Source organism: Pseudoalteromonas sp. S2893 (assembly GCF_005887105.1).
Lineage (GTDB): Bacteria > Pseudomonadota > Gammaproteobacteria > Enterobacterales > Alteromonadaceae > Pseudoalteromonas > Pseudoalteromonas atlantica.
Genome location: NZ_PNCY01000008.1, coordinates 189,598 through 208,965 on the forward strand (window position 1 = coordinate 189,598; position 19,368 = coordinate 208,965).

Sequence of the window (19,368 nt, forward strand, 5' to 3'; positions counted from 1 at the left end):
CTAATCATGTAAAAGCGAAGCCCACATTTAATTTTAAAATTCATAAATACAAAGAGATAAAATATGAAAACAAAACTTATAAACGTACTATTAATTTCACTAGGTTCATTATTGTTTAACACGTCAGCCTTTGCACACGGTGATGAAACACCTCAGCATGGTGGAATAGTCAAAGTTGAGCATGAGATGATTTTTGAATTAGTTCGAAGTGACTCAGAAACCGGCCTTTATTTACGAGATCACGGTAAGCCATATCCGTCAGAAAAGCTTTCGGGTATTGTTACTGTACTTGCAGATGGTAAAAAATCAGATGTAGTTCTAGCGCCTGCTGGTGACAACAAAATGGTGGCTGACGTCGTTATTCCTAATGGTGCTAAAGTTCTTGTAAAAGTTAAGGAAGATGGTCATCACTCTGTGACGGTAAGATATTCTTTCTAATAGTGGCTTTATGAAGCACTCGTGATCTTGAGTGCTTCAAATCATAAACAGGTGACGTTCTTACCACGTGTCCATCCTTAGGCTCTAACTCATTTTTGGACAAAATGAGTTAGAGTCGACGGGCGGTTCTGTGCCATTTCCGGACGTTCGTAACACCCAAATAGAAGGCTAAGTAATGGTTGGCTAAAATTGTGTAGCGAAACGAAACGTAGCCAACTGTTACGTTTCCATGCGAATTTTCTTGTTAGGCTAAACTACTGCGGTTGAGCCATAACAACTTTAATAAATCGCAAAGCGAATGGTTTTATACATGCGTGAGCAAACAATGAAATTGCTCCTATTATTAATATGCCTATAAGTGGAATTATTGCGCCAGTAAAAATTATTGAACCACATACATAGCCAAAAATACATTCCGATCTGTATATGGGGAGGAACAACCCGACTACTAGCAAGCCTAAAGACAAGTATATTGCAACGTTTTCGTAGCCGACACTAAAGCTGAATGACTGTACAAAACTTAAAGTCAGCATGCCGAAAAAACCAATAAGTATTCCGCTTGAAATTTTTTCTTTTACTGGTGAATCACCAGATTGAAAAATTGTACGTTTTTCTATGCGCGCTATAGAAAGCCACGCTAAGAATGGGAGAATTAATAGCCCCCACCAGTTTGATATTGCAGGATAATCAGAATGGTGCATTAAGTGATGGCTCAATATTCCACCATTTAAATGCTCCCACCACAGGTGTCCACCTACGAATAATACGGTAATTGCAATCACGTAGTATTTCAATTTTTTTAACTGATTTTCAGTCATGTTTATCCTCGGAGTACGATGGTCGAAATATATAGCCTAACTTTTAAATAAGGGGCGCAGGCATGTGGGGCATAATGGCGAAGCCGCCCCGCATGTATGCGTCCCAGCGAACGAAGTGAGTGACTTAATTTTTTTGTTATACGCAATCACGATAAGACCTCTTGAGCGGTGTTACTTTCTTCTTGAAATTTACCTTCTTTATCAGGCCAAATACATTGAAGAGCGTCAAACTTTTCAATGCTATAAATACTAACAGCCGCCCTTAAGTATTCCTCTTTGTTGAGTTCGCTAATTTTACTAAATTTGACCGGATAGCCTTTTATAACTTCTTCACTTAATTGGTTATTGGTAAATCGTTGACCGTTCTTGATTAACTGTCCAATATCGTTGATAAGCGAGTGCATCAATGAGGTATCCAACCCAGATATAATGATTTCAGGATGATCAAGCGTTTCAGTAAAACCTATTGAATATGAAAAGTGTAGTGGTTTAGAAACATTAATCTGAAGAATAGAGTCACGATTAATCTGTAGGCACTGACGTTATACTATTTTTATTTCATGAAAGTACAACCCTTTTATCACGTGTTCTTGAACGATGTTATATAAGCTATTTGTAGCATCTGTAGTAAAGTATCGGAGCCCAGCTTCTCGTACTCTAAATAATTCAAGATTTTCAATCGCACTCTTCTCGAATACCATCTTTTTGAACTTTCTAATTCTTCTCGGTTTGCCATTTTTAATATTTCGGATGGAGTGCTCTTCACTAAGGGCTTTGTCAAAGCCTACAACATTAAATGCAAACCACTTCTCACCTTTTAAATTGCATTCAAGCAGCTCAACATTGTTGCTAAAATCGTTTAAGAATAGCGGCGAATATTTAGGGGATACTACAATTGTTGAAACACCCAAACCCGCTATATCAGGTTTTTGTAAGTTTTGGTGAGCTGTACTAGGCTTTAGCAACCAATCAACGCCCAACGTTCTCCAATTGTCTCTCATGCTCATACCGTCGAACAAACTATTCAATTGACCCTTGGTCAATTGAATAGTTTGTTCGAACCCCGTTTCATTAAGTAAGAGAAACTCATCAGGCTCGACACTCACACTGTATACTTTATTAAATTTGTCTGTCATTAAGCATTACCTTGAGTCAATAATGAAATACGTTTTTGAAATTGAAAATCTAGGAAGCGATTCATTATTCACTAATATTAAGCAGTACAGTAACAACCACTGGTTTTATTAAGTAACAGTTCGCTGTTAAATCCAGCTACAAGATTATTTATAACCGTTTCAACAAAACCACTGCCTTGCGCGCAGCCAAGCCCTTGAGAAAGTGGGCCGGCATAAACAAAGTCACCTTTATCGTTAATCACCACGGCAGCCGGTGTAGCAGGGAGCAGTATTTGTAAAGAGGCTGTTTGCTCAATATTGATAAGCGTAATATTTTGCGCTTTAGAAAACGCAGCCAACTGTTTTAAATGAGGCTGGGCTTGCTTGGTGCAGCCACAGTCAGGGTCAGTAACGATAATCAACGAATTATGCTTTGCTGCTGTAAAGCCTATGTGTTGTTTAAATTTAGTAAACCACCCTGGTTGCTCAAGCACGCCATAGCTGTCAAAAACGCGCAACTGATTATATTGATAATAAACTAAACCAGAAACCGTCAATACTAACCACAGAGCAATCACTGCACTCGTTTTAATGGATGAATTACTTAAATTTAGCAATGCTTTGCTCTAATACCGCAATACTTACGTCGATCATTTGTACTTTAGCGGTTAGTTTTTCTACCACTTTGGTATCTTGATATTGGCTTTGCTGCATTTGTTCTGTGCTTGAGGCTATTTGTTTTGTGTTTACAGCTTGCTCAGCAACAACTTGCGCTACAGAGTGAGTACTTTGACTGACGGCTTTTATTTGCTCACTCATGGCGCTTATGTTTTCTTTCATGGTGGTGCTGATATGCGTTAAATCAACAACAAAATCGACACACTGGCTCATCGATTGGGTTGAAGTTTTACTGTTTGTAACTAAATCTTTTAATGTTAAAGCAATTTTATCTGTCGTGGCTTTACTGCTTGTAGCAAGCGTTCTGACTTCATCGGCTACAACAGCAAACCCGCGGCCATGCTCACCCGCTCTTGCGGCTTCAATGGCTGCGTTAAGCGCAAGTAAGTTAGTTTGCTCTGCAATGCCCGATATTTCATTTAACAGCCCTGATATTACATCGCCAGCGGCCACTAAATGATTTATTTGCTCTTCTGTATGATTAAGTAAATTAAGTAGCTCCGTGCTTTTAGTGTCTGTTTGCATAACGTCATTTAAGGCGCTATTTGCAGCTTGAGTAATGTTATCTACTTGCTGCTTTAACACTTCGCTTTCATGCTCAACTAAGCTAAAGCCCTGTGCAACTTGAGCACCAGAGTCAGCTATATCATTAGTTTGTTGCTTTCTTTGCTCTGCCCCGCTTGCTAGCTCATCGTGTACGTTTATTAATTGCTGCGAATTTTGCTGCAGTGAAAGAGACTGCGTTTGCACTTGCCTAATTACATCTGATAAATAACCCAATAAAGTATTAAAGCCCGCTACTGCATTGCTATTTTTATCATCGGCCCTAAGCGAAAGCTGTATATGCTCAGGGTCTTGCATAATGGCTTCGGTCGCTTTGGTTAAAGACACGCCAGCTCGGCGCTCTTGTTGTAGAGTTTTAGCAATATAGCCTGCTACAAACACTTCTACTATTGCATAGCCGGCATGTATAAGCACCGTAGTAAACGCCAGTCTATCTGGGTCAAATACATAAAAACCGGTGTTTTGTGTTTGTAAAAAGTAAAAGCTTAAATGATGAACGGCCACAAAAATAATGGCCGTAATAAACACCTGCCATTGCACAAACATGATCAACATGGCCATTAATATGAATATTTCGAAATGTATTTCTATTAACCCAAAGGCTTGTTGTATGTGCAAAAAAGAAAACATCATAATTGCCGCAGCCACAACATGGCCTGTGATTGGGTTATTTTGCTGAGTTTTAAGTAACCATATAGGCATTAAACTTAAAGGTAGGCCGACTATAAATGCTTGTGTAAGTGTCCCAAAGTACAAGCCTAGGGCGATAGACTCTACAAACAAAAAAATAAATATTATGGTGAATAAACGACTTACACTATTCATAAATACCTTTAATTATTAAAATTTTTTTAAACAAAATCAGAGGTTGTACGTATTAGCTAATAATTACGACCACATTTAATTATCAATATAGCCTAGCCTGCCAACTTTACTTAATAATTGATAAAACCGCTTTAAATTCAGGTAATGCTGCGTTTTTTGTCCACTGAAAAATGATACTTTCTACGCTTGTAATTATTGCCCCAGCCTGTTGTAACTGCTCTAGCGCTAGCGATTTATGAATCGTATTTCGTGAGCCCACAGCATCTGCCGCTACATGCACCTCAAATCCTTGGGCTATTAAATCTAAGCAGGTTTGTAACACACATACATGCGCCTCTGTGCCTATTACTATAATTTGTGAACGTGTAAGCTTTGTAAACGAAGCATTAAATACGGGCTCATTACACGCACTAAAATGTGTTTTTTCAACAGTCTGTGCGTTTATAAGGGTGTTTTTTAAAAGGCTGTGTGTACCACCAAGGCCTTGAGGATATTGCTCAGTCACTATGCTAGGAATTTTAAAAAGGCCGCTTACTTTGGCAATTTTTATTGCCCACTCTAGTAAATTAGAAAAACCACTAATAGCGGGAGAAAGCTTATCTTGAATATCTATCACTAATAACACGCTGTTATCTGCAGATAAATTTTTGTGACTAACCATAACACCCCGTTTTTAAGTAATTATAATTAGTAAGCGTAGCTTAAATGATTATAAATAACTAAAATTAGTGCTTTAATTTAGTTGTTATAAGTTGTAATCCACATTTTAAAAAATGTGCTATATTTAACTTTTATATGTATATCCCCTGCCCTAGAGCGAGTTTATTAGTGCGATTGAGTATTTTGTTTTTTCTCTTCACCACTGTATGTTTTCTTTGTATTACTAGCGTATCGGCCTCCACAAATTATGCTCAACAACTACAACGAATATCTACCGATGAAGGTTTATCCCAAAATTACGTAACTAAAATTTTGCAAGACGATTTAGGTTATATTTGGATAGCTACAGCGCAAGGGCTTAATCGATTTGATGGCTACACGGTAACCCCTTTTGATGGCGGATTTACTCTTAACGAAAACTTCATCACTACACTATTTAAAACGCATGCAGGCAATATAATTGTTTCTACTGAGCTTGCCGGTGCCTATTTAGTTAACCCAAAAACGTTAACTACTCGTAATATATTTTCGGGCAATCTTGCAGGTAATACAGCTAGTTACGCTTCAATTGAAGCGATAGCCCAACACCAAGATACCTTTTATCTTGCCATTTTAAACAACGTGTATTCACTTAACTCTAAAACAAATTCACTTACTTTAGAGTTTACAATAGGCAATGAAAACAGCGTGGTGCGCGCGTTAAAATATTACAAAAATACGCTATTTATAGGCACACAAACGGGTTTATTTAGTTACGACCTAAAAACAGAGTCATTAACCCCTCTTAATTTACATACTCCCGATAAACAAACAGTCGATAACAGTAATGTTAAGTTTTTATCTGTAGACCCCGCGCTAGGATTATTAGTAGGCACCGTTGAGGGCATGTACGCGTTAAGTTTAAATAGCTCAGCAGGAGCTGCTGCAACTCAAAGCACTAAAAGCGTGATTGCTGATTACAATATTTGGGATTACAGCAATACACCCTATGGCGAATTTATTGCCACAGAGCATGGCTTGTTCGAATTTAACCGAGAAAAGGGCACCACTGAGTTAATTCTTAGCTTTGATCAAAGTAAATTTAATATTACCGAAAATACTATTAACGATTTAATGGTCGACTCAAGTGGCGTGTTTTGGCTGGCGTCGCGCACTCAAGGCGTGCTTACTTGGTCAATAAACACACGGCGCTTTAACAAAATCACCCTACCCGAAAACAACTATATAAACAGTATTTACCAAGACGATGATTTAACTATGTGGTACGGCACCGATAATGGCCTTGCTCATGTAAATGCTAAAAACAAAAAAACCTACTACCTAACCTCGCAAGACCCTAAAGCGGTTTATGGTGAATACGCTATTTTTGCAATTAATAAAGCGCATTTAGAATCCACTTCACGGTATTTATGGCTAACGGGGTACTACAGTTTAATTTTATTTGACAAAGAAACAGGCACAGCCGTTGCTAAAAAAGATTTAAATAACGCACTGTCTGAAGGTGCGGTTATTTATGGTTTGTCTGAGGTAGCCCCCGACACATTCGCTTTTTATAATGATCACAGTTTTTATGTGTACAATGGCAAAACAGGCTTAACGCGCGAAATTAACGGGTTAAAACAACATGTAAACCCTTTAGAGGCCTATACTTTTCATCGACCTTTTGATGATTACCCAAATGAATTTGTATTAAGCACAACTACCCACTTTTACCGCTTTAACGAGCAAACAAACACCCTTACTACTATTTATAAAACCAGCAAAAAAGACAGCCAAAATTACCACACAGTAGAAAACTGGTTAACCGATAAAAATAACATTTTATGGTTAGCAACAACCAGCGAAGGCTTAGTGGGTATTGATGCGCAGAGCTTTGAAAAAAAGCACCACTTTAACGTAAGTAACGCTTTAAAAACGCAGTCTATTTATTCACTTATCAGCGATGAGTATGGCTATTTATGGTTTAGCAGTAAAAATGGTTTGTACCGCTTAAATACCGATACGTTAAGACTGCGAGTTTTTACAGTAAAAGATGGTTTATCGGTTAATTTATTTAGTACTTTAGGGGCAATTACGCTTAAAAATAACACTGTAATGTTTGGCAGCAGTTATGGTGCGATTTCGTTTAACCCCGCTGAGTTTTTACAGCAAAGCACGCAAACAACAACCTCAATAACCGATATTACTTTAATGTCGCGCGATTTAGACTATCAGCCAAATCAGTTTGCCACCTCTGCATTGCAATTAACACATGAGGATATGGGTTTGGAGGTCAGCTTTTCTAATTTTGATTTTCAAAATAGCGCGGAAACACGGTACAAAATTACGCTTCAAGGACCTACTTCGCTAGAGTATGATGATTTAAAAGCAAACAAAATATTTTTTACAAAGCTCCCACCAGGTAATTATCAATTAAAGGCCAGCGCGTATAATTTTAATAGTGCGACCGAGTCAAAGCCGGCGCTGTTAAATTTTAATGTGGCATACGCGCCTTGGAAGTCTCCTTATGCGTATGCGGCTTATATTTTAATTATTATAACTGTGCTGTGTTTACTGTTTTGGCAATACAGAAGCAGACAGCTAGCCATAGCTAATGCGCAAAAAGCGACAATACACTCACAAAAACAAACCGAGCTTGCGCTCAGTAACAATAAAAGTGGCATTTGGGATTACCATTACAGCGACGATTCGGTAAATACAAACCGGGGGAGTGAGCTTGGGTATACTAATTTGCCCAACCGTATTCCATTAAAACATTATTTAGCTTTAATTCACCCTGAAGACAAACCGCGGGTTATTTCGCACTGGTTAAATTTTACCAAACAAAAAAAGCATGAGCATTGGCAAGCAACTTACCGGTTAAAGCATAAGCTTGGCCATTGGTTGTGGTATCAAGATTTAGGGCAAATTATTTATGACGAACAAACAAATAAACCGGTATCTGTATCTGGCATATATACCAACATAACAGAGCAACGTGCCAATGAGCAGCAAGCCAACATTTTAGGTGAGGCGTTTGGGCAAATAAACGACTGGCTGCTTATTTTAGATAATAATTTGGTGCCGGTTTCTGCAAATAACAGTTTTATAAAAACCTTTTCGCAAACTCATAAACATCCGCTTAGCTTAAAAGTGTTTGTTAATGCGATAGGTAAAACGCAATGTAAAAGCTATGCCAGCACATTAAAAAGCTTAACAGCAAAACAAAATTGGCGAACTGATGCCGTTATTAAAACTGCAACTAACCCGCACCACCCCATACATATAAGTGCCACTGCAATCGCTAAAGATACACATAGCATAAGTTACTATGTGATTGTTATTTCGGATTTAACCGAGCAAAAAAAGGCAGAAGACGAGCTGCGTTATTTAGCCAATTTCGATCCCCTTACACAATTGCCTAACCGCAGTTTAATGCATCAAAAAATTGGTAAATCGATTAAAAAAGCTCACCAACAGCTCACTCAAAGCGCTTTACTATTTATAGATTTAGACAAATTTAAACCGGTAAACGATACATTTGGCCACGCAGTGGGAGATCAACTGCTGTGTAATATTACCCAAAGAGTAAGCGCTATGTTGCCAAGTAATGCCACGCTTGGCCGCCAAAGCGGTGACGAATTTTTAGTGCTTATTGATAACGTAGAAGACATAGCCGCACTAAATAACATAGTCAAAAGTATTAGCTCAGAACTTGCCAATAAGGTCATTATCGAAGATTTTTCTATTAATATATCAGCCAGTATTGGCGTGGCTTTATACCCATTTGATGCCAGCTCGACCGATTTACTGATCAGAAACGCCGATGTAGCCATGATGCATGCAAAGCAAGCTGGCCGAAACGGGTTTAAGTTTTTTAACGACTCGATGAACGAGCAAATAAAACAAAAGCTCATCCTCGAAAACGATTTAAAAGACGCCGCGAAAGATAATCTATTATTTAATCACTTCCAACCCATAATAGACACGCACGCACAAACAATAAATGGGGTTGAATTACTTATGCGCTGGGAAAATAACGGCCAATTTGTCTCGCCGGCATTATTTATCCCTATTGCTGAAGAAACAGGCCTGATAGAAGCATTAACTGAGCAAGCTTTAGAGCGCGCGCTAACTGAGCTAGCCCCTACATTGGCCAGCAACCCATTGTTTTATATTTCACTTAACTTGTCGCCAAAGCACATTTTAAGGACGAATATAGCAACCAAGCTGACCAATATATTAAAACAGCATCAAATGAGCCCAGTGCAACTGCGCCTAGAAATAACAGAAAACATACTGCTAGAAGACAAGCAAAAAGCCGCAAAGCAACTACAAAAGTTAAAATCGGCTGGTTTTAAGTTGTTACTCGATGATTTTGGCACCGGCTACTCATCACTTACTTATTTGAGCCAGTTCCCTATTGATGTCATTAAAATAGATCAAAGCTTTGTTAACAGCATTGGGATTGATAAAAGTGATGAGTCGATCATCAAAACCATTTACACTTTAGCTCAAAACTTGGAGCTTTATTGCATAGCAGAAGGCGTTGAAACTAAGCAACAAAAAGCCTTTTTAGAAGGGTTAGGTTGTCATGTTTTACAAGGTTATTATTTTGCAAAACCAATGCGGGCAGAGCAATTACAAAACCCCGAAACACATGAGCATATTCACACTTTAATAAAAAGTTAGCTATGAATATGCTGGCATTCGTGGCTTTCTATTTGCAGCACGCTGCTTTTAACATTAAAACGCGCAGCGAGAAGTTTTTCTATTTTTAAGCGGCAGGCTTCATCGTGCTTTTCAATTGTACAATGCTCTTTTAACACCACGTGAGCGCCAACAATAATATCGCTGTCTTTGCGCGAGACCGTCACATTATGTACGTTATGCACATGCTCTAAATCAGTAATTGACTGCTCAATATCCTTCACTTTAGGCAACTTAGCGTTATTAAAGAACAGCCCTTTAATACAGCTCGTGATCACTTTACCGCCGGTAAATAACACAAACGAGGCAATTAGCATGCTCGATAAAATATCAATAATGCTCCAGCCCGTAAAATATATAAGTACGCCAGCTATAAACGTAGAAATAGTCGATATAATGTCAAAAAACGAATGTAAAAATACAGCGTACACATTAATGCTTGCTTTGCGGCCTTTATAAAGTACCCACGCTGCAGCACCATGAAATAAAAACCCCACAGAGGCAATACTCGACATTAAAAAGCTGTTTATTGCTAAATCATGGCCATCGTTATGATGGGAAATTCTCTCTACACCTTCATATAAAATAACGGAGCTTATCGCCAAATACAGTAAACCATTAATTAAACCACCAATGAGCTCAGCGCGTTGATAGCCATCGTTATAGGTTTTAGCAAAATGAATTGCTAAGCTTGAGGCAATAAGGGCAATAAATAGCGAGCTATTATGCACAAATAAGTGCCCTGCATCGGCAAGTACAGCAAGCGAATTAGCGTAATAAGCGCCAATTACCTGAATTACCATAAATGAACATGTTATCGCTAAAGCAATAAGTAACCGACGACGAGACGCCTGGTGTGTAGTGATTTCTGTCATGAAATGCTTGAAAAACCTATACTTAAAATGCAAATAAGCCGTCAGGTGGCTTAGAGTAGAAAAGGGTAATGATATACAGTAGCAATTGTAATACGAAGCCCTCTTAAACGCACTAAAAACTTAGCAAAATAGCTAAAGTTGTACTAAATAACATAGTAGGAACAATTAAATTGTATGTAAAATCAACGGGAGCAATGAGTGGGCTTAAAACCAATCGAAGATATGTGGAGTACTATAAAGCTTATTCCGTTTGCCGTTGTACTTTATGATGCTAAAACACAAGCCTATAAAGCAAACACTCAAGCGCAGAGTATATTTGATTTACCCTCACAGCCCACTTTAAAAGATGCAGACTTTAAGCACCTCACGTTAAGTAGTACAGAAAGTAAAAAACAATTTACTGTTACGCAATTATTTGAAAAATACTTAGTTATAAATACTAACTGCCACGTATTTTTACAAAAACAAACGCAAGGCCTATTACTAAATGCCAAACTTGCCTCGCTAAATAATCACTTTTACATTGCTACGTTTGAAATAATTGAACACAACAAAGATGCGCAATATAACTTTGATAAAATTATTTCAAAAATTTCTACCGATTTAATAGATATTCAAAATGACAATATTGATACACATATAGAGTTTGCGCTTAAAGCCATTGGCACTGTATGCCATGCCGATAGAAGCTACTTATTTAAATTTTCTGACGATGGTAAATCAATGCGTAATACCCATGAATGGGTCAACCAAGGGATTCAGCCATTTAAAGATCAACTACAGCACATACCAAAAAACTCACTCCCCTACTTTGCTAATTTAATGGGCACCACACACTTATTTAAAGTAAATGATGTTGCCAGCCTCCCAGCAAAAGCGGCTAAAGAAAAACAAGAACTTGAGCGTGAAGGTATTCAATCGGTACTGTGTATTGGCCTTCGCTACGATAAGGAGCTAGTAGGCTTTATTGGTTGTGATTGTGTAAAGCAAAAACGTGAGTGGACAGACTTAGACTTAATTAGGATAAAACTAGTAGGTGAAATAATCGCTAATGCGTTTAAAAACTTAAACTACAAGCAAGAGCTTCAGCATATTCAACAACAGCTTATTACCGCAAATCAAAAGCTTAACCAACTTGTAAATACCGACAGCCTAACCGCAATTGCAAACAGACGTTGTTTTGACAAAGCACTAGAGAGCGAAATTAAACGCTGCGCACGTGCTAAGCAACCGGTTAGCTTAATTATGTGCGATATAGATTTTTTTAAAAATTACAACGACAGCTACGGCCATCAACAAGGCGATGAAGCCTTAGTTAAGGTGGCAGCTGCGCTTAAGTCGCAATGCCGACGCGAAGGCGATTTAGCCGCGCGCTATGGCGGTGAAGAATTTGCGGTCATTTTACCGGCAACTAATGAGCAAGACTGCCAACAATTTACCCGCTTAATCCAACAAGCAATTAACGCGGCAGGCATAAAACACAATAATTCTACCGTAAGTGAGTACTTAACATTAAGTATCGGTTTTTATTCAGCCACACCTGATAAAAATAGCACGCCGCAGTGCTTTATAAGCAAAGCCGATCAAGCACTCTATACCGCAAAAGAAACAGGCCGTAATAAGGTGTGCCAATTTACATAACTAAATCTATTATAAAGTAACGGGCGGCTCTAGCTGCCCGTTTTTTATACCTGATATTTTAAATACATTACCTTGTAATGACTGGTTAGTTTTTACATTACTGTCATCTGCAGAAGTTACAAATAGCCACTGTGCGTTGTTGCCACCAAACGCAACACTTGTAGGTTTTGTTGCAGCAAGTGGCAGTGTGTTTAAAACTTCCCCATCTGGCGATAAACACATAACGCAGCCCATATCCCATACCGCAAACCATAAGTTGCCAAGGGCATCAATCACACAGCCATCTGGATCCACTTGGGTATTTTTAAATTGATAAAAAACTTGGGCGGGTAATATAGGCTCGCCGCTATCTGGGTTTACATTTAAAGTAAAAATACAGCTGGCTTTAGAGTCGCAGTAATAAGCACGTGAGCGCGCTTTATCAAAACATAACCCGTTGGGAATGGTTAAACCTTGCACCACGCAATTGAGCGAATTTTGATAAAAACGGTAAATTTTACCTTCTCCTGAGCGGGCGTTTGTATCCATAGTGCTTAGCCAAAAACCACCCCAGGGGTCAGCTCGACCATCGTTAGAGCGCCGTGTGGGCTGGGTATTTTCTAAAAATGTAAGCGTTTGGCGCACCCCAGAAGCTATATGGTATTTATAAATACCCGTACTGGTGCCAATAATAAGGTGTGCTTTATCAAGCCACGCTAAAGCCGAAACCGTATCTTGCATTTCAACTTGTGTTAGTGAGTCAGGCTTTGTTAAGCACTTACTTAGCAGGAGATTTTTTTCTATATCTACCCAAAATAGCGTTTCAAGCAAAGGGTGCCAAAGCGGGCTTTCACCTAACTTATTTTGCACGTTACTAAATACGGTCACACTTAAGTCATTCATAAATAACGATTCTTTAATATTAACAAAGCCTTGTATTAATAAATACTTTATCAGAAATACCCAACACTTACGATTAAACAAAACGTATTAGCAACTAAATGCTTTTGCTAAGCCAAACAGTGCACTAATACTAAATAGCTTAATTAAGTGATTTAGTTTTAAATACTAAACCATATTGATTACAGGATAAAAGCTTCGTTATTGATCTGTTTATATCAAAATTTTTAGCGCCGTTAGCGCCAAGTTTAATCCCTTGAGTGAATTAAGTAATGTGGCAAATGGGTATAATTATTTCAGCATTTTATCGCGCTTTACCTGGTTAGTTGGTAATATCATCAACAGGGAGGCAATAGTATGATTAATAATAACAATAAACATTCTTTAGTGGTTGAGGGAGGTGCAATGCGCGGTATTTTTGCCGCCGGCGTGCTGGATGAGTTTTTAGCGCAGCGCTATCAACCTTTTACTAATTACTTTGGGGTTTCTGCTGGCGCTACCAATATAGCCGCTTATTTATGCCAACAACCTAAACGAAATTACCATGTTATTACCGATTTTTCGTGTCGGCCTGAATTTATTAACTTAGCGCGCTTTATCAAAGGCGGCCACTTATTTGATTTAGATTGGCTGTGGCAAGCAACTATTAAAGAGATCCCCCTCAATACAGAAGCCTTTGCAAAGGCGGCTCACGAATTTTATATCGTCTCTACAGCTATCACCACAGGGCAGCCCCATTACCTCAAAGCAAGTAGTGATGCGATGGTAGAGCAACTTAAGGCATCGTGCGCGATTCCAATTGCGTATCGTAACTACCCTATAATTAATGATATTGCGATGACCGATGGCGGCGTAGCAGACTCTATTCCCGTAATAAAAGCATACGAAATGGGCGCTCAAGAAATAACCGTGGTGCTTTCTCAGCCACTAGGCTATAGAAAAAAGCCAAGTAAATCTCAGTGGTTAACTAAAAAACTTTATAAAAACTACCCTGCTTTAATAAATAGCTCGATTAACAGAGCGCATGTTTATAACAGCAGCATAGATTTTATTAATAACCCGCCTGAAGATTGCAAAATCAATATTATTGCTCCACCGCCCCAATTTAGAGTGGGTCGTACAACCAAAAATGTTAAACGCCTTAACGATGGGTACAAAATGGGAATTGATACAGCCAAAGCCTTTTTAAGCTAAGTGTGTTGTTTCCCTTTAGATAGCGCAATCAGTATGCCCATTACAGTAAACGCTGCAATGGTGCATACAATCCCCGCTAGCACAGCGTAAACATGTATAAAAAACGCTAAGGCAATAGCTATTAAAGCACAACAATACAGCCACTTATAGGCTACATTGTAGTGCTTACTTCTCATTAATAATAAAGCGGCCAGTAAACACGCTAGTGCAATAACTATCATAACGGTGCTCATGCTGCTTTTACCTCTGCAAGTGCTATGGCATCAGGTTTTGTTTTTAAGTATCCCCATAAAAACGCCAGTCCAACAATTAAAAAGCTAATATCTGTAAATGCCACTAGGGTACTGTTTGCGTTAATAACATTATTAACGCCTAATACACTATTAAGTGGTAAAACACTTATTAAGAATAAGGCGCAAAGCAACAAAGTTGCTCTAAAGTAGTTTTTATAGTTTTGCCAAAATGCTGCAATTACTAGCCATACTAACCACGCGTAAAAAAATACCGGCCCAAAGTAAGCATTGTGCTCAACACCAGCCACGGCATAGTTTAAAAGTACTTGCACAGGGAATAACACACAACAAGCAAGCACTAAACCACCGCAACTGCCTATAATAAAGCGGTTCCACCTTGCATACGCGTCAGCGCTAAGCGTTGGTGTGCTGCCTCTGGTACGCTTTGCTAACCACATCATCATGCCTGAAAGTGGCATTAAGGCACATGCTAAGCCAAGCATTACCCAAAGTAACTTCACAAATAAACCTGCAAAATTACCAAAATGGAGTGGGAAGAGTACTTCAATAATTTTAATTGATACCCCTGCAATATCGCCAAAACTACTCATTGAAGTGATGTACTCCCCTTGCCCATTGTAATGCAATAACTGAGAAGCCACGGCTTCGCCTCCTAAAAGGCGTAAATACACTTGTGTGTTAGCATCGTTATGCGCCATTACCGTGGCATCTAAAATAACTGCATGTGGGTAGCGTTGCTGCGCATCACTTAAAATAGCGGTTATGTTAGTTGGCTGATTTACATAACTAATTATTGGCTCAGGAATAGCTGTAAAAGTTTCTATCAACTTATCTTGGTCGCCTCCAAAGCTAACAAAGGCTGCTGCAGGTAGTAAAATTACGGTTGCGAGCCCTAAAAATGCGCCACTAAAGCCAATTACAATATTAAAAATACTGCCCCAAATGCCCATTACTTTGTGGCCGTCACTTATGGTTACATCAAAGCCTTTAAGCCACCTAAAGGTGAACAGCTCTTTAATTAATTTACGATGTATAAATAAGCCAGTTACCGTACTTACTAATAATGTTAAACCTAAAAACCCAGTTAAAATAAGCCCTATAGGTCGCCCTAAATGTAAGTCAGCGTGAAACTCACCAATGTAGCTGGCTGCATCTGTTTTTCTATTGGCATAATATTGCTTACTGGGGCCATAGTAGGTATTTACCAACGCTAAGCTCGCTGGGTCAAATTCAAATGCCCGAAGTACTTCTTGCTGGTAATTTTCATCACCATGGTGCGATTCAAATACTAAAGCCAATAAGTGAAAATTATGCCCTGTTGGCATAAACACATGAATGTTTTCACCAAACTCTTTGGGCACTTGAGCGTGGTATGTATTAACTAATGTGCTTATTTCACTATTAGGAATATGTTGAGTTTGCTGCAGTGATTGGTTGGCCCAAATTTTTAGCTCAGGCCTTGCAAGTACTGCTAACGCGCCGGTAAATGCCACAACAAACAATAAAACGGCGGTTACTACGCCCACCCAACTATGTAATAAAAATAGCTTTTTTAAAGTAATTGATTTCATCCTTGCCCCTGCATTAATGCAAAATAACTTAAAATTCCATGCACTAAACACAAAGTGATCATGAGTAAAAATGGCTGCCATGCTTTTTCGCTAATGTAGGCATATATAAAAAGCCCAACCCAAATAATTGGAAACAGTAAAATAGGCAGTAAAATTTGTTCACTCATTTGTAAGGGCAAATAGGTAGTCATCCCGGTGATCATCACCGTAGCGGTTACCAATGCCAATACGCACGCCATTAAATGGCGACGCTTTGTAGCGCTAAAGGTTTTTTTATTATTCATTTTTAGCTCTTTTAATAAATAGCAGGCGCGCACATCTGCATATGCAAATAACAACTATTTGCATTATATTGCGCATTTGTAAATTTATGCAACATATTATCGTTACTTAATAAGCTAACAAGCTCCTTTTTATTCGCACAATCAATGCCTGTTTATTTATAAAATTACATTTTTTGAGCATACTTGGTATTTAGGTAGGCAAATATGATGAGCTAAAACTGTTTTTAAATAATCCCAAAAACAACTGCGTTATCATACTGATCAGTGCTTAACTGCTTAGCCCATTAAAATAACGACTAAACAGGCAAATTTTTAACTTTAACAGTCAACAAACTCTATAATTATTGTTATTTTGTTAAGGCATATGCAAAAAGCTAATTGTCCCTAGGCAGGCTCTTTTTGCAGCTGTTAAACAAATCACTATACATTGATAAAATGAGAGAAATTTATGAGCGATAAAATCAATCCAGACGCGTTACACGCACTAAAAATTGCATTTACTTACATGCCGCAAGCAATTGAAGTAACAAAGTACGAATATGGCGAGCGCTATCAAACGGTGCTTGATCATATTGAAGCCGTGCGCGAAGTGTTGCTTATAAACGATGTAGACCCAGAAGAAGTAGGCGGCGACATAAACCCAGAATACACGCCTAATTCTACCTATTAATGGGAAAAGTTTGCTAATTGAGCAAAACAATTAAGTTCGCGTGTTGATAGCCTAACACCCATTACTCAATATATTGCTCAACGGTTTACGACTGTTGGTATAAACTGTTAAAAACATATAAATAAATGTGCCTATCTGCCGATACGCATAACGATATAAAATACAATTAAGGTAATTGCGGTGAACTTTTTAAGGCGCTTTCACGATATAGTCTCAGACCAAACTCTGGATTTTAATTCTAAAATTAAAAACCTACTCGCGTTTGGCCTAGAAGTGTTCAGCCTTGATGTAGCAATAATTAGTAAAATTGATGCTAATACGTACACAGTATTACATGCTCTAACACCCGATAACGCCTTATTACCCGGTACACAATTTGAGCTAGATGGCACCTATTGCGTCCATACGTTATCTGCGGGCTCGGCGCTATCGTTTCATAAAGCCTCACAAAGTACGATTGCAACTCACCCTTGTTACATAAATTTTCAACTTGAGTCCTACATTGGCGCACCTATAAAAGTAGCCGATAAAACTTTTGGCACGGTTAACTTTTCATCGCCTAACGAGTCAACTGCATTTAGCGACGAAGCCTACGATTACATTGAGCTATTTGCTCAGTGGTTAGGATCTGAATTTGCAAAAATAGACACGAAAGAGCAACTTTTAAAAAATAGCTACACCCTTTCAAAGCTCGAAAACATCGCTAATATCGGCACTTGGGAGGTCGATTTAATCGAGAACAAAGTTTATTGGAGTAAGCAAACTAAACGCATTCATCAGGTAGCCGATGACTACCAGCCAATAGTTGATAACGCAATTGAGTTTTACAAAGAGGGCCCCAGCAGAGAAGCCATAAATAAAGCGGTAGAAAACGCCATAAACAAAGGTGAAAAATGGGATTTAGAGCTTGAGGTTATCACTGCACAAAACCAAGAAATTTGGATTTCGACTTTTGGAGAAGCAGAGTTTAACGAAGGTAATTGCATAAGGCTATTTGGTACATTTCAAGACATTACCGAATCTATATTACTTAGAGAAGCGCTAAAAAAGAAAAAAGCCGAAGCAGAGCATATGTTAGAAGATAGAAGTATGCTATTTGCTAAAATTAGCCACGAGTTACGCACCCCCCTAAATGGCATAACCGGCATGCTCACCACCCTAATAGATGAAAAAGACACTGAAAAACGAGACGAAAAAATAAAAATAGCGCTACGCAGCGCTGATATTTTATTAAATATTATCAACGAAGTACTCGATTTTTCTAAAATTAATCATGGTGAATTAAAACTAGAGCCAACCGATGTACTGCTTAAAACCATATTTAGTGATTTAGCCTCTTTATATACCCCGTTATTTAAAGAAACCCATGTTGAATTAATCATAGAAAATACAATTGATGATAGCTGCTGGGCCTTTTGCGACAGCACACGCCTGAGCCAAATTACCTCTAACTTATTAAGTAACGCGTTAAAATTTACCGAGCAAGGCCATGTAAAACTTAAAACACAGCTCATAAATAATAACGATGCACTATCTCTTGGTATCACTGTTTCTGACACTGGTCGCGGAATGACCCCTGCCTTTTTAGAGTCTTTATTTTCGCCGTTTACACAAGAGGTTGACGCTAAAAATAATAAAGGGGGCACAGGGCTTGGCCTAGCAATTATAAAAGAGCTTGTAGAATACATGGGCGGCACAATAAAGGTGACAAGTGAGCTACAAAAAGGCTCAACGTTTAGCATTAATATTCCGCTAGAGCTTGGTAAAGAGCAAGTAATAGACGACATTCAATCAAAAATTGAGTTAAACAGCCACTCGCTCAGTGTACTTATTGTTGATGACAACGATATAAACCGCCGTGTGCTTGATGCCTCTCTTGATAAGTTAAACGTAAAAGCCGACTGCGCCATTGATGGCCAAGACGCTATTTTTAAGTGTAAGCAAAAGCATTACGACCTTATTTTTATGGATTGCATTATGCCAATCCTGGATGGTTTTGAAGCCACTAAAACGCTGAGAGCGCAACGTATTTGCCCTAGCGAAAGCACCTACATTGTAGCGCTAACTGCTAATACATCGTCGCAAGATAAACTAGCTTGCCAGCAAGCAGGCATGGATATGTTTGTCTCTAAACCGTTTAAGCTTCCGCATATCGAAAAAGCGCTTTCTAATGCCTTAGAGCATACAGCTAAAGTAAACTCGCTTTAACTAGT

General features: G+C 38.6%; 17 protein-coding genes. 6 read left to right on the top strand and 11 right to left on the bottom strand.

All coding sequences use genetic code 11. The features are described from left to right. Positions 1-63: 63 nt before the first annotated feature. Positions 64-438 carry a hypothetical protein gene (locus tag CWC04_RS04455; RefSeq protein ID WP_138684718.1) on the top strand — a complete coding sequence of 125 codons (375 nt, stop codon included), beginning with the start codon at positions 64-66 and terminating at the stop codon, positions 436-438. A gap of 254 nt (positions 439-692) precedes the next feature. Here CWC04_RS04455 and CWC04_RS04460 read toward each other — a convergent pair whose 3' ends face one another. The 6 genes from CWC04_RS04460 to CWC04_RS04485 all read right to left on the bottom strand — a co-directional run bounded on the left by CWC04_RS04460 (position 693) and on the right by CWC04_RS04485 (position 5,099). Next, a complete protein-coding gene (locus CWC04_RS04460) occupies positions 693-1,256 on the bottom strand; it encodes a hypothetical protein (protein WP_138684719.1) in 564 nt (187 codons plus the stop codon). 146 nt (positions 1,257-1,402) lie between these two features. Beyond that, positions 1,403-1,783 (bottom strand): DUF4262 domain-containing protein, encoded by a 381-nt coding sequence (locus tag CWC04_RS04465; protein ID WP_138684776.1) that lies wholly within the window; start codon positions 1,781-1,783, stop codon positions 1,403-1,405. 15 nt (positions 1,784-1,798) lie between these two features. Then, positions 1,799-2,392 carry a hypothetical protein gene (locus CWC04_RS04470; protein ID WP_138684720.1) on the bottom strand — a complete coding sequence of 198 codons (594 nt, stop codon included), beginning with the start codon at positions 2,390-2,392 and terminating at the stop codon, positions 1,799-1,801. Positions 2,393-2,469: 77 nt separating this feature from the next. Continuing rightward, positions 2,470-2,988, bottom strand: a complete 519-nt coding sequence (locus CWC04_RS04475) for a DUF6436 domain-containing protein (protein WP_138684721.1) — start codon at positions 2,986-2,988, stop codon at positions 2,470-2,472. Then, the gene (locus CWC04_RS04480; RefSeq protein ID WP_138684722.1) at positions 2,972-4,438 is read right to left on the bottom strand and encodes a methyl-accepting chemotaxis protein; all 1,467 of its coding nucleotides are present in this window, start codon (positions 4,436-4,438) and stop codon (positions 2,972-2,974) included. The genes CWC04_RS04475 and CWC04_RS04480 overlap by 17 nt, the downstream gene beginning before the upstream one ends. 106 nt (positions 4,439-4,544) lie before the next feature. Then, positions 4,545-5,099, bottom strand: a complete 555-nt coding sequence (locus CWC04_RS04485) for a hydrolase (protein ID WP_138684723.1) — start codon at positions 5,097-5,099, stop codon at positions 4,545-4,547. Positions 5,100-5,233: 134 nt separating this feature from the next. On the opposite strand from CWC04_RS04485, the gene CWC04_RS04490 reads away from it, so the two are divergent. Next, positions 5,234-9,769, top strand: coding sequence for an EAL domain-containing protein (locus CWC04_RS04490; RefSeq protein ID WP_349304518.1), 4,536 nt, complete (start codon positions 5,234-5,236; stop codon positions 9,767-9,769). Here the strand turns inward: CWC04_RS04490 and CWC04_RS04495 are convergent. Then, positions 9,766-10,662, bottom strand: a complete 897-nt coding sequence (locus CWC04_RS04495; protein ID WP_029774437.1) for a cation diffusion facilitator family transporter — start codon at positions 10,660-10,662, stop codon at positions 9,766-9,768. The two genes, CWC04_RS04490 and CWC04_RS04495, sit on opposite strands and share 4 nt — an antisense overlap. 198 nt (positions 10,663-10,860) lie before the next feature. Between CWC04_RS04495 and CWC04_RS04500 the strand changes: the two genes are divergently transcribed. Continuing rightward, positions 10,861-12,303 carry a sensor domain-containing diguanylate cyclase gene (locus CWC04_RS04500; RefSeq protein WP_138684725.1) on the top strand — a complete coding sequence of 481 codons (1,443 nt, stop codon included), beginning with the start codon at positions 10,861-10,863 and terminating at the stop codon, positions 12,301-12,303. 9 nt (positions 12,304-12,312) lie between these two features. Here CWC04_RS04500 and CWC04_RS04505 read toward each other — a convergent pair whose 3' ends face one another. Continuing rightward, positions 12,313-13,185 carry an SMP-30/gluconolactonase/LRE family protein gene (locus CWC04_RS04505; RefSeq protein ID WP_138684726.1) on the bottom strand — a complete coding sequence of 291 codons (873 nt, stop codon included), beginning with the start codon at positions 13,183-13,185 and terminating at the stop codon, positions 12,313-12,315. Positions 13,186-13,539: 354 nt separating this feature from the next. Here CWC04_RS04505 and CWC04_RS04510 point away from each other — a divergent pair, with 354 nt between their 5' ends. Then, entirely contained in the window at positions 13,540-14,376 is an 837-nt protein-coding gene (locus tag CWC04_RS04510) for a patatin-like phospholipase family protein (RefSeq protein ID WP_055253856.1), read from the top strand. Here the strand turns inward: CWC04_RS04510 and CWC04_RS04515 are convergent. The 3 genes from CWC04_RS04515 to CWC04_RS04525 are packed head-to-tail and all read right to left on the bottom strand — an operon-like array spanning position 14,373 to position 16,485. Next, positions 14,373-14,609 carry a hypothetical protein gene (locus CWC04_RS04515; protein ID WP_138684727.1) on the bottom strand — a complete coding sequence of 79 codons (237 nt, stop codon included), beginning with the start codon at positions 14,607-14,609 and terminating at the stop codon, positions 14,373-14,375. The genes CWC04_RS04510 and CWC04_RS04515 overlap by 4 nt on opposite strands. Then, positions 14,606-16,201, bottom strand: coding sequence for a PepSY-associated TM helix domain-containing protein (locus CWC04_RS04520; protein WP_138684728.1), 1,596 nt, complete (start codon positions 16,199-16,201; stop codon positions 14,606-14,608). The genes CWC04_RS04515 and CWC04_RS04520 overlap by 4 nt, the downstream gene beginning before the upstream one ends. Further along, complete coding sequence (locus tag CWC04_RS04525; RefSeq protein WP_029774445.1) at positions 16,198-16,485, bottom strand: hypothetical protein; 288 nt, start codon at positions 16,483-16,485, stop codon at positions 16,198-16,200. The genes CWC04_RS04520 and CWC04_RS04525 overlap by 4 nt, the downstream gene beginning before the upstream one ends. A 448-nt stretch (positions 16,486-16,933) precedes the next feature. On the opposite strand from CWC04_RS04525, the gene CWC04_RS04530 reads away from it, so the two are divergent. Together CWC04_RS04530 and CWC04_RS04535 are read left to right on the top strand one after the other, a co-directional pair. Continuing rightward, positions 16,934-17,155, top strand: a complete 222-nt coding sequence (locus CWC04_RS04530; protein WP_024032720.1) for a hypothetical protein — start codon at positions 16,934-16,936, stop codon at positions 17,153-17,155. Positions 17,156-17,335: 180 nt separating this feature from the next. Next, on the top strand, positions 17,336-19,363 hold the full coding sequence (locus tag CWC04_RS04535) for an ATP-binding protein (RefSeq protein ID WP_138684729.1): 2,028 nt from the start codon (positions 17,336-17,338) through the stop codon (positions 19,361-19,363). Positions 19,364-19,368: the final 5 nt, after the last annotated feature.

What these genes read in the sequence shown, in the direction of transcription:
- CWC04_RS04455 (WP_138684718.1), top strand. Translation starts at nt 64, where the DNA reads ATGAAAACAAAACTTATAAACGTACTATTAATTTCACTAGGTTCATTA.
- CWC04_RS04460 (WP_138684719.1), bottom strand. Translation starts at nt 1,256, where the DNA reads ATGACTGAAAATCAGTTAAAAAAATTGAAATACTACGTGATTGCAATT.
- CWC04_RS04525 (WP_029774445.1), bottom strand. Translation starts at nt 16,485, where the DNA reads ATGAATAATAAAAAAACCTTTAGCGCTACAAAGCGTCGCCATTTAATG.
- CWC04_RS04505 (WP_138684726.1), bottom strand. Translation starts at nt 13,185, where the DNA reads ATGAATGACTTAAGTGTGACCGTATTTAGTAACGTGCAAAATAAGTTA.
- CWC04_RS04485 (WP_138684723.1), bottom strand. Translation starts at nt 5,099, where the DNA reads ATGGTTAGTCACAAAAATTTATCTGCAGATAACAGCGTGTTATTAGTG.
- CWC04_RS04490 (WP_349304518.1), top strand. Translation starts at nt 5,234, where the DNA reads ATGTATATCCCCTGCCCTAGAGCGAGTTTATTAGTGCGATTGAGTATT.
- CWC04_RS04480 (WP_138684722.1), bottom strand. Translation starts at nt 4,438, where the DNA reads ATGAATAGTGTAAGTCGTTTATTCACCATAATATTTATTTTTTTGTTT.
- CWC04_RS04470 (WP_138684720.1), bottom strand. Translation starts at nt 2,392, where the DNA reads ATGACAGACAAATTTAATAAAGTATACAGTGTGAGTGTCGAGCCTGAT.
- CWC04_RS04510 (WP_055253856.1), top strand. Translation starts at nt 13,540, where the DNA reads ATGATTAATAATAACAATAAACATTCTTTAGTGGTTGAGGGAGGTGCA.
- CWC04_RS04520 (WP_138684728.1), bottom strand. Translation starts at nt 16,201, where the DNA reads ATGAAATCAATTACTTTAAAAAAGCTATTTTTATTACATAGTTGGGTG.
- CWC04_RS04495 (WP_029774437.1), bottom strand. Translation starts at nt 10,662, where the DNA reads ATGACAGAAATCACTACACACCAGGCGTCTCGTCGTCGGTTACTTATT.
- CWC04_RS04515 (WP_138684727.1), bottom strand. Translation starts at nt 14,609, where the DNA reads ATGAGCACCGTTATGATAGTTATTGCACTAGCGTGTTTACTGGCCGCT.
- CWC04_RS04530 (WP_024032720.1), top strand. Translation starts at nt 16,934, where the DNA reads ATGAGCGATAAAATCAATCCAGACGCGTTACACGCACTAAAAATTGCA.